At 43.7% G+C, this 17,297-nt stretch carries 13 protein-coding genes and 1 other annotated feature; of the genes, 4 read left to right on the top strand and 9 right to left on the bottom strand.

Annotated features, from left to right (window positions below; genetic code table 11):
* Positions 1 to 652: 652 nt before the first annotated feature.
* The gene (locus BM003_RS11095; RefSeq protein WP_093673063.1) at positions 653 to 1,810 is read right to left on the bottom strand and encodes an RNA-guided endonuclease TnpB family protein; all 1,158 of its coding nucleotides are present in this window, start codon (positions 1,808 to 1,810) and stop codon (positions 653 to 655) included.
* Positions 1,811 to 2,010: 200 nt separating this feature from the next.
* Positions 2,011 to 3,069: a histidinol-phosphate transaminase gene (hisC, locus tag BM003_RS11090; protein ID WP_093673061.1), complete on the bottom strand. Its 1,059-nt coding sequence runs from the start codon at positions 3,067 to 3,069 to the stop codon at positions 2,011 to 2,013.
* A gap of 226 nt (positions 3,070 to 3,295) precedes the next feature.
* On the opposite strand from hisC, the gene BM003_RS11085 reads away from it, so the two are divergent.
* Together BM003_RS11085 and BM003_RS11080 are read left to right on the top strand one after the other, a co-directional pair.
* Positions 3,296 to 3,622 carry a YnfA family protein gene (locus BM003_RS11085; protein WP_093673059.1) on the top strand — a complete coding sequence of 109 codons (327 nt, stop codon included), beginning with the start codon at positions 3,296 to 3,298 and terminating at the stop codon, positions 3,620 to 3,622.
* Between the two features lie 223 nt (positions 3,623 to 3,845).
* A complete protein-coding gene (locus BM003_RS11080; RefSeq protein ID WP_177184757.1) occupies positions 3,846 to 6,761 on the top strand; it encodes a PAS domain S-box protein in 2,916 nt (971 codons plus the stop codon).
* Positions 6,762 to 6,842: 81 nt separating this feature from the next.
* On the opposite strand, the gene BM003_RS11075 is transcribed toward BM003_RS11080, so the two are convergent.
* Positions 6,843 to 8,027: a metal-dependent hydrolase family protein gene (locus BM003_RS11075; RefSeq protein WP_093673055.1), complete on the bottom strand. Its 1,185-nt coding sequence runs from the start codon at positions 8,025 to 8,027 to the stop codon at positions 6,843 to 6,845.
* 24 nt (positions 8,028 to 8,051) lie between these two features.
* Positions 8,052 to 9,239 (bottom strand): hypothetical protein, encoded by a 1,188-nt coding sequence (locus BM003_RS11070; RefSeq protein WP_093673053.1) that lies wholly within the window; start codon positions 9,237 to 9,239, stop codon positions 8,052 to 8,054.
* A 213-nt stretch (positions 9,240 to 9,452) separates the two neighbouring features.
* Positions 9,453 to 9,672: a binding site (T-box leader), on the top strand.
* A 40-nt stretch (positions 9,673 to 9,712) separates the two neighbouring features.
* Here BM003_RS11070 and thrS point away from each other — a divergent pair.
* Positions 9,713 to 11,641, top strand: a complete 1,929-nt coding sequence (gene thrS, locus BM003_RS11065; protein ID WP_093673051.1) for a threonine--tRNA ligase — start codon at positions 9,713 to 9,715, stop codon at positions 11,639 to 11,641.
* Between the two features lie 881 nt (positions 11,642 to 12,522).
* Here thrS and BM003_RS17390 read toward each other — a convergent pair.
* The 5 genes from BM003_RS17390 to BM003_RS11040 all read right to left on the bottom strand — a co-directional run bounded on the left by BM003_RS17390 (position 12,523) and on the right by BM003_RS11040 (position 16,775).
* Positions 12,523 to 12,708: a hypothetical protein gene (locus tag BM003_RS17390; protein WP_143128457.1), complete on the bottom strand. Its 186-nt coding sequence runs from the start codon at positions 12,706 to 12,708 to the stop codon at positions 12,523 to 12,525.
* Positions 12,709 to 12,823: 115 nt separating this feature from the next.
* Entirely contained in the window at positions 12,824 to 13,816 is a 993-nt protein-coding gene (locus BM003_RS11055; RefSeq protein WP_177184756.1) for an acyltransferase family protein, read from the bottom strand.
* Positions 13,817 to 14,274: 458 nt separating this feature from the next.
* A complete protein-coding gene (locus BM003_RS11050) occupies positions 14,275 to 14,745 on the bottom strand; it encodes an RpiB/LacA/LacB family sugar-phosphate isomerase (protein WP_093673045.1) in 471 nt (156 codons plus the stop codon).
* 107 nt (positions 14,746 to 14,852) lie between these two features.
* Complete coding sequence (locus tag BM003_RS11045) at positions 14,853 to 15,722, bottom strand: TIGR03943 family putative permease subunit (RefSeq protein ID WP_093673043.1); 870 nt, start codon at positions 15,720 to 15,722, stop codon at positions 14,853 to 14,855.
* 12 nt (positions 15,723 to 15,734) lie between these two features.
* Positions 15,735 to 16,775 (bottom strand): permease, encoded by a 1,041-nt coding sequence (locus BM003_RS11040; protein WP_093673041.1) that lies wholly within the window; start codon positions 16,773 to 16,775, stop codon positions 15,735 to 15,737.
* Positions 16,776 to 16,981: 206 nt separating this feature from the next.
* Here BM003_RS11040 and rpsN point away from each other — a divergent pair, with 206 nt between their 5' ends.
* Positions 16,982 to 17,251, top strand: coding sequence for a 30S ribosomal protein S14 (rpsN, locus tag BM003_RS11035; protein WP_093673039.1), 270 nt, complete (start codon positions 16,982 to 16,984; stop codon positions 17,249 to 17,251).
* The last annotated feature ends 46 nt before the right edge of the window (positions 17,252 to 17,297 follow it).

Here is a 17,297-nt window from a genome sequence, read left to right as displayed (position 1 = left end):
TGGGCTGGGCGATCAGGTAAGCGACCAATCTGAGAAATAAGCGGAGAAATTCCGCTTATTTAGAAAATAAATGAAAAAATAGCTTGAATAGACGGAGAAATTCCGCTTATCGAATCGAAAAACGTGGAAATGCAGGGTTTTGCAGGGCATAACCGGAAAAATTACCCTTATGTACCCGCAAAACAAGCTCTATGGTGCATATAACCGGAATATCTCCGCTTATTTTACTCGTTACTTAGTTAAGAAGCAGAATGCTTAATGAAACAGAAGTGAGATGCCCGCGGAGCGTCTCTGTTGATTGCGAGCAACCGGAGCGTAATCAAAATCCGGCATGGTTTATGGACCGGACACTTTTTTTCGGGTTTTTCTTAGTTCAACCACAAGGGGAATAAATGCCTCATTACAGATCAAAAAATCTGCCTTCATAAAAGACAGCTTGCACTAAGTGAAAATTGGTGGAAAGCCAATGTAGTTATTAAAAACATGCTACTGCTCCAATCTTTTGTAAGGATCGTATAATCATGCGTACCTGTCTAAGTGAACTGCATCGGGATTAAAATCCCGAGCTTCTAGGAACATCTCATACTTGCTTGGAACATCCAAGTAGCGGTTAAGACTTTTTTACTATGGCTCGTACCAAGCCGTTATTTATTTAGTAGGCGATTGCCTTATTTAGAATATTTTTCGCTGCGTTGATATCCCGATCATGGAGCGTGCCGCAACTCGGACACGTCCATTCACGGACACCCAGTTCATGTTTCCCATCATCATGGCCGCAATGGGAACAGATTTGTGAGGTCTTATACGGATGAACGATCACGAGCTCTTTGCCATACCAGGCACATTTGTAGGTAAGCATTCGGCGAATTTCTCCCCAGGCTTGGCTCGCAATCGCCCGTGCCAGTTTATGATTGTGCATCAGATTTTTGGTTTTCAATTCTTCAATGGCGATCAGATCATAGCTTTTCACTAATTGTGTGGTGATCTGATGCAAATAATTCTGACGCTGATGGACAATTTTTTCGTGGAGTTTCGCCACCATTAATCTGGCTTTTTGCACATTTTTGAAGTCAGCGAGCTGTCTAGGCTGAAGGACCTTGTTATGCTTGTCCCAAGCCATGGCTTTTTGTGCGTGCAGGCGACGCCGAGCGAGCCGTTTTTCCCACTTGTGCAGCTTTGTTTCCTGTTGTTTGTCAAAACGAATACTGGGGATCTTTTGTCCATCCGAACCAATAACTAAATCAGAGATCCCCAAATCAAGACCAATACGTGCGTTCGTCTTCCTGAAGGCTTGGCTTTCGTCTTCAACAAGAAGAATGGCGTAGTATTTTCCGGTAAACGATTGTCGGATGGTTACCGATTTAATGACCTTTGGGATGGTTTTCCCAGCTTTAAAACGGATCCTGCCCAGCTTCGGCAATTGGATCGCGTGCGCGGCCGTCTGTTTCACATTCTGATTGACGCATTTGCATTGATAGGATTGCTTGAAAGACTTCTTCGACTTAAACTTGGGGAAGCCATGTTTTTGTTTAAAGAAATTTTTGTACGCTTCCACCAAATCGTGATTGGTGATCTGAAGACTCGTGCTTTCCGCCTCTTTGAGCCAAGCGTATTCACGCTTTAAGGCAGGAAGTAAAAGATTCAGAGCATAAGCATTCAAAAAAGTGGCTTTCGGGTTATGGTCATACCGTTCGATCAGCATATGGAGCATTTGATTCCAAACAAAACGGTTGTAGCCAAAGTTACATTGGATGAGTAGCTTCTGCTTTTTATTGGGGTAGATCCGTACGTTAAGCCCTTTTAAAGTCATCGTTTCACCTCTTTTCGCAGCTCAATCATAGCACAAATGTTCGTGCTTTTGCTATGATTGAACCGATTTTCTAACAAAAAAATTGGAGACCCAAGACGCTGATTCATCTCGGCAATGAATGGCCGAGTTTTCTCAGGCTGGTCTCCTTTATAAAAACACGGACAAGGAGTATTCACTCCTGTCCGTGTTTCATTTTTTTCTTAGTTCAAAATATCCTTCAACGCTTCGACCAGCTTGTCCATTTCCTCATCCGTGCCGATTGTGATTCGCAAATAATTGGAGATGCGCGGCTGGTTGAAGTAGCGGACGAGAACGCCGCGGTCGCGCAGCGCGTGGAAGATGACCTCCGCGTTCACTTCTGTATGACTGGCGAAAATGAAATTGGACTGCGACGGGATGATCGTGAATCCGATATTTTCAAGCCGCTTGATTGTTTGCTCACGTGTCGCGATGATTTGTTGCGCCATGCCTTTGGAGTAGGCGTCGTCATCAATCGCTGCCAATGCGCCGGCAAGTGCCAAGCGGTCGATTGTATAGGAGTTAAATGAATTCTTTACGGTGTTCAGGCCATCAATCAACGCTTTCTGACCCAGAGCAAATCCGACCCTGATGCCAGCTAGTGAAGAATATTTGGATAGGGTTCGGACAACGAGCAGATTCGGATAGTCCTTGATAAGCGGAATGACCGATTCGCCGCCAAAATCGATATATGCCTCATCAATAATCACGACATGCTCTGAATTCGCATCAAGAATCCGTCTGATTGAATCGATAGGCAACCCGCGTCCTGTCGGCGCGTTTGGATTTGGAATCACAACGCCGCCGTTAGGTTCACAAAACGCATCCACCGGCAAACTGAAATCGTCGTTAAGCGGGATAATTTTCGGGCTCAAGGAGCATAAATTCGCGTACACCTTATAAAAGCTGTATGTAATATCACCAAACGCGACCGGATTTTCTGCTGAAAAGAAGGTCATGAAACTGAAGGCAAGAACCTCGTCTGATCCATTGCCGATAAACACTTCGCTTGGTTTTACTTCAAAATGTTCGGCGATCTTTTTTCTCAATTCATCGCAATTCGGGTCTGGGTACAAGCGCAGCTGATCATTAACAGCTTCCTTAATTGCTGCAGTGACTTTTGGCGAAGGCGGATATGGATTTTCGTTCGTATTGAGTTTGACATACTTTTTATCCTTAGGCTGCTCACCGGGCACGTAAGGATCGAGTTTCTGAACAAATGGATTCCAATAGTTACTCATGGCGCACCTCACATAATTAATCGACAGTTTTCTTTTCGAAAATCCGCTTTTTTAGAATGAAACTCTATTATTTAATTTAACAAACTTCTCTTTACTATTATGCAGTATTATTGAAGAAAAGCAAAAAAATTATCAGCAAAGGTGGGCATCACAGGTATAGTGAACGATTTGCATTATAATAGATTAACTAATGATTTGACTCAATTTGATCTTAAAGGAGAAACCAATGGTTCGCGTTATCTTTTTATTTATTTGTGCCGGTTTGGCTGAAATCGGCGGCGGTTACTTGATTTGGCAATGGCTGCGAGAAGGAAAATCGATTTATTTAGGTATGATTGGCGGAATCATATTGGCGTTATATGGCGTCATCGCGACGCTTCAAGTATTTCCGTCATTCGGCAGAGTGTATGCGGCATACGGCGGAGTTTTTATTGTTCTGTCATTGCTCTGGAGCTGGGGAATTGATCGCAAAGCACCGGATCTTTATGATTGGGTCGGTGCCATGATTTGCATTCTAGGTGTTTCTGTTATGCTGCTCGCACCAAGACATTAGTAAGACTTATAGGTATTTAGATTCATGCCCATGAAGAAATAGGAGTAGAATAAGTGATAATTCCTTAACATCTGCATACTTTTTCCGATATAAGTAATAACGACAATGGAAATAGGTCTAAAAGACTAGTAATGCTATTAGAGTTTAATCACAGATATGGCCTACAGATAGATAAAAAGCGTGTTAAGTATAGAGTACTTTTATTAGTAATGGGGCTGAAATGATGACTAAAGCTTACAAACAAATGCTTCCGGTGGGGGTTGCGTATCAAGAACTGATTTTTGACGCGGCAGGAAAACCATGCGATTTTGTTTTTCTGCAAACGAATACCCTATTCAATGAAATGATCGGGATGAAGGATGTACCGATTATTGGCAAACGGTATACTGAGATCATGCATGGAGTTGAGTATGATCTTGTTCAACAGTTTGCGAATATCGCACTTCATGGAGGAACAAAACTCTTCGAAATTACCTCAACGATCATGGATCACCGTTATAAAGTCTGCGCGTACTCCTTCGAAAAAAATAAATTCTGGACCAATGTCATTGATATGGCACCTGATCAAGACTCATTCCTTGAATTGCAAAAAATTATTGGGCTAACTGAGACGAACGATCATGCGTTGAATCATGTACTTGACCATTTTTCATTACCCATCACGATTATCTCACTAGATGGAACGATCCTCTATTTAAATCATGGAGCAGAGAAGTTATTCGCTGTGGACTCAAGTGCCGTCAACACCGAAGCCGGTCGCTTTTTTGCCGATCCGAAAGACATCGATACATTTATTATTCGGATCGACTCACAAAAGGTTTCCCAAGGCGATGAAGTCCGCTTAAAAACAAGCGGCGGTAAACGATTTTGGTCAAAATGTGATTCGGTGCGTTTCGACTATCGAAATTCCCCATGTATTCTTTCTGTACATCAGGACATTACCAAGCAGAAACAATTAGAATATTCCGCCGCCAAAAGCAAAGAAAACTATCATTTGCTGTTCGACAATGTATCGGAAGCAATCGTCATTGCACAGAATGGCTATGTTAAGATGTGCAACCACTATGTGCGGGAGATCAGCAAATACAGCGAATCCTATCTGTTCTCAACACCTTTTGAAGAGATCGTTGTCCCTCAGGATAGAGAGCGTCTGATGAAGAATCATTATAAGCAGATGAGGGGAGAACGCAGTGGTTCATTCTCGCGTTTTCGCATCACTACGGCAGATGGAGAATTACGATGGATCGCGATGAAATCGGTGCGCATTGACTGGGAAGGTAAGCCGGCAAGTTTGAATTTTCTAAATGATATTACTGAAAAAATGCATATGGTAGCAGCCTTGGAATCCAGCGAGGAGAAATTTAAATTTATATTTGAAAATGCCGCCGAAGCGATACTCATTATACAGGACAACCGCATTCGAATTGCCAACCCAATGACGGTACGTTATTCGGGTTATTCTCTCACAGAACTTCTTACTATGGACATCTCACGTATGATTTTTCGTGAGGATCGAGTTCGATGTATTCAAGCCTATCAAGAGCGCTTACGGTCCGAAGCGGCAATTGGGAAAATAGAGTTTCGCGTTGTTCGAAGAGATGGATCAATTATTTGGGTTCAGGCGGTTGGTGCTAAGGTAGCATGGGAAGGTCACATGGCTGTGCAATATTTCGTTAATGATATAACGGATCAGAAGAAAGCGGAGCAAGACAGAGAAGCGAGTGAATTGAAATATCAGTTGATCGCTGAATCCGCCTCTGACGTGATTTGGGTTTATAACTATACGCGCCATTGCTTCGCTTACATCAGTCCCGCAGTAAAAAGTCTGCGCAACCTCACCCCAGAGCGCGCCGAGCAGATGACTCTTGAAGAGACATTCGCTCCGGAGTCATTGCACTTATTGAGAGGTATGGTCGAAGAAAAGATTAAAATGCTTCAAGAGAAAGAGAATGGGGAAGGTTCGAACACATTCATCAAAGAGATGCAGCAGTATTGCGCGGATGGGCATTTAGTTTGGACGGAAGCATCAATACGTCTTCGCCTTAACAATAGAAATGAGTATGAGGTCTTCGGTGTATCACGCAATATTGAGGAACGGAAAAAATCGGAAGAAAGTATCATTTATTTAAGCTTTCATGACCAACTGACCGGATTATACAATCGACGATTCTATGATGAAGAACTGATGCGGCTCGAACATTTGGGAAGTTCTCCAATGACTTTGGTACTTGCTGACGTCAATGGCCTAAAATTAACGAATGACGCGTTTGGACATCAAGCGGGTGATGATTTGCTGGTTGCCATCTCTCAGATTCTTAGGGAAGAGAGCAAAGAAGGCGATATTATCGCCCGAGTTGGCGGCGATGAATTTGTTATGATCTGGCCGAGAAATGATGAGCTGCAGACAGAACGGCGGATCAATCACATCCACGATCGTTTGCTATCGTCCAAAAGTGTTCATCATACCATTCTGTCTGTTTCATTTGGTTGGGCTGTGCGAAAATCAAAAAAAGAAACAATGACCTATATTTTTACCGAAGCGGAAAACAACATGTACCAGCATAAGCTGTTCGAAGGAAATAGTATGCGAAGCCGAACGATCAACATGATTACGAACACACTATACGCGAAGCTGCCTTCTGAGGAGCGTCACGCGAGACGAGTCAGCAAATTATGTATGGAAATCGGTCAAAGGCTGGGTATGGACGCTAATGATTTGAATGAACTGAGAACGGCAGGACTTCTGCATGACATTGGCAAGATTGCCATTGAGGAAAGCTTGTTCAAAAAGGAACATCTGACCGAAGCGGAGTGGTCACGAATTCGTCTGCATCCTGAAAAGGGGTATCACATCTTAAAATTGTCCAATGAATTTATGAGCATTTCTCAGTATATTCTATGCCATCATGAACGGATCGACGGCACAGGATATCCTCTTGGTTTAAAAGGTGACCAGATTCCATTGCCTTCTAGGATTATCAGCATCGTGGGCGCTTTTGACGCGATGGTCGCCGACCAGCCCTATCGAAAAAAAATCGCGCAGCGGGAAGCCATAGAAATCTTGAAAAAAAATGCCGGAACTCAGTTTGATCCGGTCATTGTCGATACATTTGTTACAGAAGTTCTTGTAACAGAGTAAGCCGTACAAAAAAAAGCCGAAGCATTTGAGGCAACGCGCTCCATGCTCCGACTTTTTGATTGTATTTATTCCCTTGGTTGTTTACTTGATTTCTTTTCCCTTTTTAAAGACGCGCTTGTCTTGCTGTACAACTTTAATGTTATCCAGCGGATTGCTGTCTAATACAATAAAGTCCGCGTATTTTCCTGGTTCAAGAGTTCCGTATTCGTTGTCGATCTTCAGCAGCTGCGCGCCATTGATGGTTGCTGACTGCAGCGTTTGAAGCGGCGTGCATCCGGCTTCAACCATGAGTTCAAGTTCGAATGCAGAGTCATTCTTAAAGTCGTTATTCGGCGTTCCGGCATCGGTACCCATTGCAAGTTTAATGCCCGCTTTGGCGGCTCTGCCGATACTCTCCATATGAGCTTTCTTTACTTCACGAGCAACATCCAGCATGAAATCAGGGACTTGTCCCGCACCGCGATCGGAAATGCCATAAACAGCGATTAAGGTAGGAACGATAAATGTATCTTTATCAAGAAACATTTGAATGGCCTCGTCATCGAGATAAAAGGCGTGTTCCACCGAATCAACACCAGCGCGTACCGCGTTTTTTATGCCTTCTGTTCCTTGAGCGTGTGCGTTCGCGGTTCTTCCTTTATGATGCGCTTCAATAACTGCGGCACGCAGCTCGTCTTCAGTTAACTGAACGTCGTCAGGAGATTCGCCGCCGAAAGAGACACCGCCGGTTGCCATCAATTTGATATTATCCGCGCCATTTTTCAGCGCTTGACGCGCCGCTTTACGGGCTTCATCAGGGCTGTCCACCTCATAGCCGATTGTACAGAAATGGCCGCCGGTCATGGCGAGCGGACGCCCGGACGCGCAGATACCCGGGGAAAGGATATGCCCGCCTTTTTCAAGTTTTGAAAGTTCGATGTCGACATCAAAATCAGCGCCGACATCGCGAATATAGGTGACCCCGTGTTTCACAAGGTCTGCCAAATTATCAAGTGCAATTTTGGTCGCAATAATCGGCGTGAGCTTCGGTGATCCGAGCGGTTCGAGTTTTCCAGATACGTCGGAGGTGATATGAGTATGCGCGTTAATCATGCCCGGCATAACGAATTTGTTCTCAAGATCAACGGTTCGGTCTGCCTCTGATGAGCCTGTTCCTGCTTCCACAATTTTTCCTGTTTCATCGTCGACGACAAAATAAGCGTCAGTCTCAAAGTGATCTTTCGTTCCATCAAAAAGTGAAAAGTTCTGATACAGTGTTTTTGCCATAAATGTTTCTCTCCTTTTAACGTTTTAGATTAATTTAAGGAAGATTGAAGCAATGATGACTGAAGCGATCGAGACTGTTGCGAAACCGCCAACGAGCATTTTCGGAAGAATATTTTCGAGAAGGTATTCCTCTTCGTCCGATGTGCTTGAATTGTTTTTGCAAACTTCGGTGGTTAATATGTAGTCTGCAGGGAAACCAAACAGCGCAGTAAGTGAGCACGCGAATGCCATAGGCCGGCTCATGCCAAACGGTTTTGCGAGAATAAGAGATGCGAGATACATTCCTAGTATACCAAGAATAATTAATACAACAATCTGAATTATGATATGACCGAGCATTGCCGGCGTTGTCAGATTCAGTTGCGAGAATACGTAGGCGAGCAAACCGTAAATCAGCCAGTTGAACACGCCCGCACGATTCAAAGCGTTGTCTTCAAGAAATCCGAATTGATGCGCGATGACACCGAAGATCAGACAGATGACAAATGAGTTGATCACGCCATGCATCAGCTGAGCAACGTAAAGACTGAGAATGGCAACGAGCGCGACACGTACCAAAATAAATGCAGAAGTTTGATAGTCATCCGCGAGACCGAAAATGCGTTTCGTACTAGCGCTTCCCGGTCCTTGCATCATCATTCGCTGACGAGTAGGATCGAGTTTAATGCCGCCGTCACGGAAGTTCTTCAGCAGGCGACGGCTTTCTTTCTTAAGCATGGCCGATGTAATCGGGTAGCCGATCAGACTGTGCGTGATGAACATGGAAACCGGAAGTGCGACCAGGGTAGTGATTCCGGCAGCTTTAAGTCCGTCCGTCATCAAGAGTGCAGCAACAAGTCCACCGGTCAGCGGAGGAACAGCGGCAACGACTGTATGCCAATCGAAAATGAGAGAGCCGATGGTCAAGGTTAATAGTATGGTTCCACAGACGCCGAGCAATGCAATGGCAACAGCTTTCCACTGAGCAATAAGCTGTTTCAAATTCATCAGCGTTCCAAGGTGTACCAATAAGAGCGCAATGCAAATCTGAACGAATTCCGTGTTATAAGATGCTTGAGTGACAACATCCTTAGGAATAAAGGTCCAATAGCCGAGGATAAATAGAACGGCTGAAACGAAAACAGATGGAATATAAGCTTTCGACGCAGTTGACACCCATTCCCCAATAAGCATGAAGAGCATGACTGCCAGAAAGCAAAGTAAAAACGACATGATTGTGCCTCCTGAATATGTAATAATAATTCACTTGAGTAAAGTGTGAGTAAATACTAACACCAGGTATCATAAAAATCAAATAAATTTTTATTAAGGTAATAAAAATTCACGCAGAAACGTTTACTCATTCATTTAAATAAATACCGTCACATGGATACTTGCACTTCTTGATCGAAACGCATACAATAAAAGCATTAAAAGCACTAAAGTATACAAGCATTGAAAAGGACATGGGCCGTTGTGATCGTTGCCAGAGAGGGAAGGCTTGCTGCGAACTTCCTAACGGGGCACAATGACTTACCGCCTTCGAGCTTCAGCGGTGAAATTAGAGTAGCCGCTGACGGCACAGCCGTTATCTGATCAAGTGCCGTGACCCCGTGCGGGTTGCGGAACAAGGGTGGAACCACGAGCTTAAACACTCGTCTCTTATTGGAGACGGGTGTTTTCTATTTTTTAAAGGAGTGAAAGTCATGTCATCTGTTTCATTAACCTTTCCCGATGATTCTGTTCGGGAATTTCCAAAGGGCGTTACTGCGGAACAAGTCGCAGAATCAATCAGTTCCAGTCTTAAGAAAAAAGCTGTTGCAGGCAAGGTCAACGGTAATCTGTACGACTTGACCCGGCCGATTGAGGAAGACGCGGCTGTAGAAATCGTTACGCTGGATTCGGAAGATGGCTTGGAAATCATGCGTCACAGCAGCGCACATTTATTAGCCCAGGCACTAAAGCGTATCTATCCTGATGTTAAATTAGGCATTGGTCCCGTTATTAAGAACGGTTTTTATTATGATGTCGATATGGAACATTCGTTGTCTAAAGAAGATTTTCCAAAAATCGAAAAAGAAATGAAAAAGATCGTCAGCGAAAATCTGCCGATCGTTCGCAAGGAAGTCAGCCGCGCAGAAGCCATTGATCTTTTCACAAAATTAAACGATCACCTGAAGCTTGAATTGATCCGTGATTTGCCGGAAGACGCGACGATCACGATCTATTCACAAGGTGAGTATGTTGATCTTTGCCGCGGACCGCATCTTCCGTCAACCGGCAAGATTAAAGTATTCAAGTTGATGAATGTATCCGGAGCTTACTGGCGCGGCAATAGCGATAACCAAATGCTGCAGCGTATTTACGGCGTCGCCTTCTTAAAGCAGAAAGAACTGGATGCACATCTCCATTTTCTTGAAGAGGCTGCGAAACGTGATCATCGTAAGCTGGGCAAACAATTGGAACTGTTCATGTTCTCTGAAGAAGCACCGGGCATGCCGTTCTATCTGACGAACGGACAAATTATTCGTACCGAGCTAGAAAACTTTTCGCGTGAGTTACAGCGTCAAGTGGATTATGATGAAGTGCGCACGCCATTGATGATGAATCAGAGACTCTGGGAAAATTCAGGCCACTGGGATCACTATCATGAGAACATGTACTTCACAAAAGTGGATGACGTCAACTATGCGCTCAAGCCAATGAACTGCCCTGGGCACATGTTGATCTATAAGGATACCTTGCATTCCTATCGCGACCTGCCGATTCGTATTGCAGAATTCGGCCAGGTTCACCGCCACGAACTGAGCGGCGCGCTGAATGGTATGCTGCGTGTTCGTACGTTCTGCCAGGATGATGCGCACATTTTTGTTCGTCCGGATCAGATTGAAAGTGAAATCAAGAATATTTTCCAATTGATCGGCAAGATTTACGAAACATTCGGATTCAAATATACAGTGGAACTGTCAACCATGCCTGAAGATCATATGGGTAGCTTGGAAATGTGGCAGCAGGCAGAAGCAGGTCTGAAGCGTGTGCTTGAGGCAATCAATCAGCCGTATACGATCAACGCAGGCGACGGCGCATTCTACGGTCCAAAAATTGACTTCCATATTAAAGATGCCATTGGACGTGAACATCAGTGTGCCACGATTCAGCTCGATTACCAGATGCCGGAGAAATTTGACCTTACGTATATTGATGAAAATAACGAAAAGGTACGTCCGGTCGTTATTCACCGTGCGGTATACGGATCGCTTGACCGTTTCTTTGCCATCCTGATCGAACACTTCGCCGGCGCGTTCCCAACTTGGCTTGCGCCAACGCAAGTGCAGCTGATTCCGGTTGCCGATGTGCACATTGACTATGTCAAGAAGCTTGTGACCGACATGAAAAAGGTTGGTATTCGCGCTCATGCTGATCTGCGCGGCGAGAAGTTGGGCTACAAGATCCGCGATGCACAGACGCACAAGATTCCATACATGCTCGTCATCGGTGATCAGGAAATCGAACAAAACGCAGTGAACGTCCGTAAATACGGCGAACAGGATTCAAAAACGGTCGCCTATGAGACGTTTAAAGCGGATATTTTGAAGGAAATCAAGAACAGAGTTACCCCTGTTCCAAAGGCTTGACCAAAACAGATCAAATGAATAGAAGAGAGAAGCAGGTGGAGCGAATCCACCTGCTTTTTTCAGATCAAATTGAATCGTAGGCGGGAGATGCACACACAATTTTTGGATAGGTAGCGCATACGAAAAGGGAATGCGCATAAACGAAAGTTTGATCATTCAATGCACGAAATTCGTAACGAATGAGCCAAAACTCGTAACGAAGGAGTCCCAAACCGTAACGAAGACTCTCAAATTCTTAACGAAGAATCAGAATAAGAGCGCGAGCGGAGTCCATGCACGAAAGCTGAAGTTCAATGCACGAAAAATAGGGTCCAATGCACGAAAATCAAACTCCAATGCACGAAAATCAGAGATCAATGCATAAATAAGAGCGCGAGTCGAGTCCATGCACGAAAGCTGAAATTCAATGCACGAAAAATAGGGATCAATGCACGAAAATCAGAGATCAATGCATAAATAAGAGCGAGAGCGGAGTCTATGCACGAAAACTGAAATTCAATGCACGAAAACCAAGGTCCAATGCACGAAAATCAGAGATCAATGCATAAATAAGAGCGCGAGCGGAGTCTATGCACGAAAACTGAAATTCAATGCACGAAAAATAGGGATCAATGCACGAAAACCAAAGTCCAATGCACGAAAATCAGAGATCAATGCATAAATAAGAGCTCGAGCCGAAGTCATGCACGAAAACCAAGGCCCAATGCACGAAAATCAGAGATCAATGCATAAATAAGCGCGAGAGCAGAGTCCAGTTATGAATTTTCTTAGGCTACAAGGTCTGTATTTACTGTGAAGGGTAAATTATCCACGCTAACGACCGAGGATTCTTCCCAAAAGAAAAACGCCGCAAATGAAGAGTGCGGCGTTTCCAACTTGCTCTATTTTCGTTGATCCAGTTTCTTGCTGATCTCATCCAACTTATCAAGAATTTCTTTGTTTCTTCGTTCAGGTGAATGGACGAGCAGATTTTTAATCAAAAAAATGATGATCAAGATGGTGATAACAACTGGAATTAGGATAACAATCAGCTGAAAAATAATATTGCCCATACTAAAAGATAGCACATCCATTCCTCCAATACCAAAAAGGTTCGATATCTAAGTATAGCTTCAACTTTTTTGTACAATCAAAAAACTCCGGCAGCGCTCGGAGTTTTCATCATTTTTTTATTGTTGATTCTTAGTGCTGCAAATGCGGCATTTTAATCTCAACAATGGGTTCGGTAAAGCGGCGTACCGGACGGCTTGCAAGCAGGTAGCACAGAGCCAGCGATGCGGCGAACAAGAACGAATATTGATACAGGTCTTGGATGCTGTCGTAAATGGGTAACAGAACAATTGTTTTTATGAAGAATCCGTGAAGCAGGTAGATATACAAGGTGTTTTTTCCGAGTGCTGTAAATGAGAACTGTTTTTTCGGAATCAGTGACATGAATGCAAAGATCGTCAGTAAAGCTACACTGTAAACAGCAAGGCGAATGAGGCTGCCTTGCACAGCTGTTAATCCGAAGGCTCGATAGGATGAGTCATAGAGGACCCAATCTTGAAGATCCTTCGGGAAGATGAAATGGCAGGCAAGGAAGACGCCGGTTAAAACGGCTATTCCCCCAATTCGAACCGGTGTGCGTGTCAAAAAAGTCGTAAACTGTTCCTTCTTCAGTAAGTAACCAAGAAAGAAGAAGGGGAAGAAAGCGAGTGTACGGGACGCGCTAAAATCCGTTCCGATTGTGTCAAAGAATCCAGCGCATACGCCAATTAGGAGTGCGACGGGAAAACCGAATTTTCCGAGCTTTGAAAAAGGGATGATCATCAGCTTCCAAAACAGGATACTGATCAAGAACCACAAGGTCCAATGCGGCGACACTAGATCAATTTTTAAAACTTTGGTGTAGCCGGTCACGTAATAAAAGTAAGAATAGATAATTTGAAAGATCATGTAGGGAATGACCGTCTTTTTAATTGCGTTTTTCACATAGCCCTGCTTGTTGAAGTGCTTGGAGAAAAATCCGGAAATAAGAATAAACGCAGGCATATGGAAAATAAAGATGAACGTGTAAAGTGAATAAATCACAGGCATGTCGGATTTAAGATTTGTCAAGCTGTGTCCGAAAACAACAAGCAAGATTAAGAAGAATTTGGCGTTATCAAAATAGCTGTCTCTGATTTTCGTCATCAGTTTCTTCTCTCCCTTTTCACTGGTTAACATAGGATGTTCGTTCCCTTTCGTGATTAAGTTGTGATTGTCATAGAGCAATCATGCGAATGCAAAAAGGATGTAACACAGTAATAATTAAGACGAATGAATCGACCTTTTACGTGTTTATTCTTACGCAGGACTATTAAATTTGGCTTAACAGATCTGCGGAGTTATTCAAAAATTCCACACAAAAAAAGCTACTTGATTATCTCTTGCCTTTGCTCCGGCTCAGTTCCGGATCGAAGAGAAACTAAGAAGCAGAATATGTTATAACACACTTAAAAAGCGTATTCAATATGCGTGCAAACATTAAATTTAAGTTACATTTTTAAGGGGATAGTGTAGGTTTTTTTCAATTAAATGGGAAACAAACGAGCAAAAAAACAGCCCCCGTGAAGGAGACTGTTTTGATTGGCCTATTGATTGGAGGGCTCTCAGATTTCTGAAAGTTTTTTCAAGTGCTTCTCAGAAATAGCTTGTACTTTCTTAATTCGATTTGTATATTTTTCGATGCCACTGAGTACGTCCGTGTGCATCCAGACATTGACAATTTCCAGCGCGATACCGGAACCGATAATTTTTCCACCGATACAGAGTACATTGCTGTCTGTGTGCTGACGAGCAAGTTTGGCGCAGAACGGGTCTTGGCAAACGGCCGCGTTCAACCCGTAGATGCGGTTGGCAATCAACGCGCTTCCGTAACCGACACCATCGACAAAAATGCCACGATCGGCTTCACCTTTGGCGACTGCGAGCGATGCAGGGTAAATGTAATCAGATAGGTCACACGATTCCTTGCTGTCTGTTCCGAAATCGATGACTTCATGTCCTTCATTTTCGAGCCAAGCTTTGATTTCACCTTTCAATTCATAACCGGCATGGTCACTTGCCATTGCGATTTTCACGATTCATACCTCCAGAGGATTAGCGATCTTCTTTATTCGTTCATACCTATTATAATATACGATTCAGTGAAGTTAATGAAAAGGCGACCATTCTCCTAAAATAAAAGTCAATCGAGCAGGATACCGTTGTCATAAACATAGGGGTGATCCGGTTCTTTGATTGGTTTAATTTGCGTATTCGTGAGTACCGGAACACGTGCGGCGCCTGCGTGCTTGGCTGTATCAATTGTGCCGCTGACACGCACCCAGCTGTCTTTTTTTAGCGTAGCAACGTTCCCCTTCGTCAGGACACCATACACGGATGCATCAGCAATGCAGCATGAAATATCGAAGCGCGCAGTGATGATCTCATCAGAAGCGACATGCTGGTCTCGGTAGACGAAGCCGGTCAGCATCAATTGTTTGCCTTTGAACGCACGAGGATCCTGCTCAAGCATAGTTAAAATATAGGTGTAACGCGAATCGTCCACAATTATCGTCTTCTGCTTTAACAACTTTTTCTTGAGTGAATTAAATTGCTTTTGGCTTATCGGATTCCTTAAGCTGCCCGCAGGTGTTGCACGATTGCCGGAATTTGACGATTGCCCTTGCGTTTTTACTGGTGACGCTTGTTTGAAGGTACGATTTGCCGCGACATCGCTGCCTAAGGTGTGGTTGGGAAAAATAAATCCGGTAAGCACCGGAAAGAAAAAGAGACAAAAGAAAATGAGCGTGTGCAAACCGCGTTTAGGGAGAGGATGCTCATGTCCGCAATCGTTGCAGTGATCGTGATCATGGCTGCTCTCTGGCGGCACGATAAAATGAACAAGACTGAGCAAAGCGAGCACCGCAATACTTATATTTGTATAGATAACCAGTTTGGGAGACAAGTAATAGTTGAGATCGCCGTACACTGCCAGTCGAAAGAGGAATAGAGCAATCCCCCCAAGCACAATCCCTCGGAGATAGTGATGAAATGCATTTCGTTGTTCATCCATAGTTTGTCACCCTCACACGAGAAAATCCATTAGTCGGCTTAGAATATAAACGGTTGTTATCGTTAGTAGAAAGAAAACAAGTACAAAACGGAACTTGAAGGAACCAAGCATCATCATTGTGTTTTTGATGTCCAACATCGCGCCAAAGACAAGAAAAGCAGTAATTGCTCCAGGCGAGAACATACTGGTAAATGAAGAGGCAAGAAATGCGTCGGAAGTTGAGCACACAGACAGAAGGTAGGCAAGTCCCATCATTGAAGCAGGTCCAAGTGCCGGATTTGAGCCGATGGAGGTGAGCAAATGCTGATTAAAGAAAGTCTGGAAGGAACTGGCGATTAGCGCGCCAAAAATAAAGTATTTGGCGGTATCAAAGAATTCATTGCTTATATGCAAGAGCAGATTGTGTACCTGGGAACGTTCGTGATCATGATGATGATGGTGATGCGCATGTTCATAAAAGGATTGCCAAGTGATGACATTGTTTGTGCTTCGCGCGGCTCCTTTTATTATTGATGTATTTCGAAACAGAAAATATACCGCGCTGCCGATGAGAAGCGAAGCGAGCAGGGCGACCGACATGCGGGCATATAAAATGATGGGATTGTTCTGGAAAGCGTAAAAGGTGGATAGAAAAACGACTGGGTTAAGAATTGGAATCGACGTGATCATGACAATGCCAAGATGCTGAGGCAGTCCTTTTTTGATCAGGCTGCGGATGACCGGAATGATGGCGCACTCGCAAATAGGAAAGAGAAGGCCGGTCAGTGCCGCGGGAATCATGGCGATCAGACGGCGACCCGAAAATAAACGCTGGACAAAATCTTCATTAATGAATGTTTGAATCACAACAGAAACCACAACCCCGATCAGTATGAAGGGCAATGATTCAATGATCATACTTAGAAAAATGGTATTAAAACTATAAAACTGCGTTGGAATCTGTTTTGGTGCTATGCCTGCTGTTTTTTCTGAAAAGAAAACCAAAATAAAGAAAAACAGAAAAAAGACAATGGTCATGGGATGGCTGATGCGTTTGGAGTAGGAAGTAGTCAAGATGGCTTGTCTCCTTTTTGGAATACTTGGTATTTGTACACAGCAACAAAGTGATTGCTCTGTTTTTACCCTATGTCAAATGAGCGATGCTAGAACCATTGCAGCTGTCTTTCTGCAGGTTCCGACTTGCACTTCTAGATAATTGGTGTTTTAATAGATAGTGCAAAACGTAATTATTACGATTTAAAAAAGAAAGGAACATTTTTATGGCTAAAAAGTCTAAAGTAGTAAAAGAACTGGAACGCGAAGCTCTTGTTGCGAAGTATGCGGAACTCAGGCGCGAGTTGAAAGAAAAAAAGGATTATGCGGCGCTTGCCAAGCTTCCTCGTGATTCATCACCGACACGCTTGCACAATCGCTGCCCTTTGACCGGCCGCCCTCATGGCTATATGCGTAAATTTGATATGTCACGTATTGCTTTTCGTGACTATGCCCATAAAGGTCAAATTCCGGGTGTAAGGAAAGCAAGCTGGTAACAGCTTGACAAAATAAAACGTAATCTTTACTATTTATATTTGTTGT

The sequence above is a fragment of the Sporolactobacillus nakayamae genome, from assembly GCF_900113325.1.
GTDB classification, from domain to species: domain Bacteria; phylum Bacillota; class Bacilli; order Bacillales; family Sporolactobacillaceae; genus Sporolactobacillus; species Sporolactobacillus nakayamae.
This window is presented reverse-complemented; position numbering and strand designations above follow the sequence as displayed.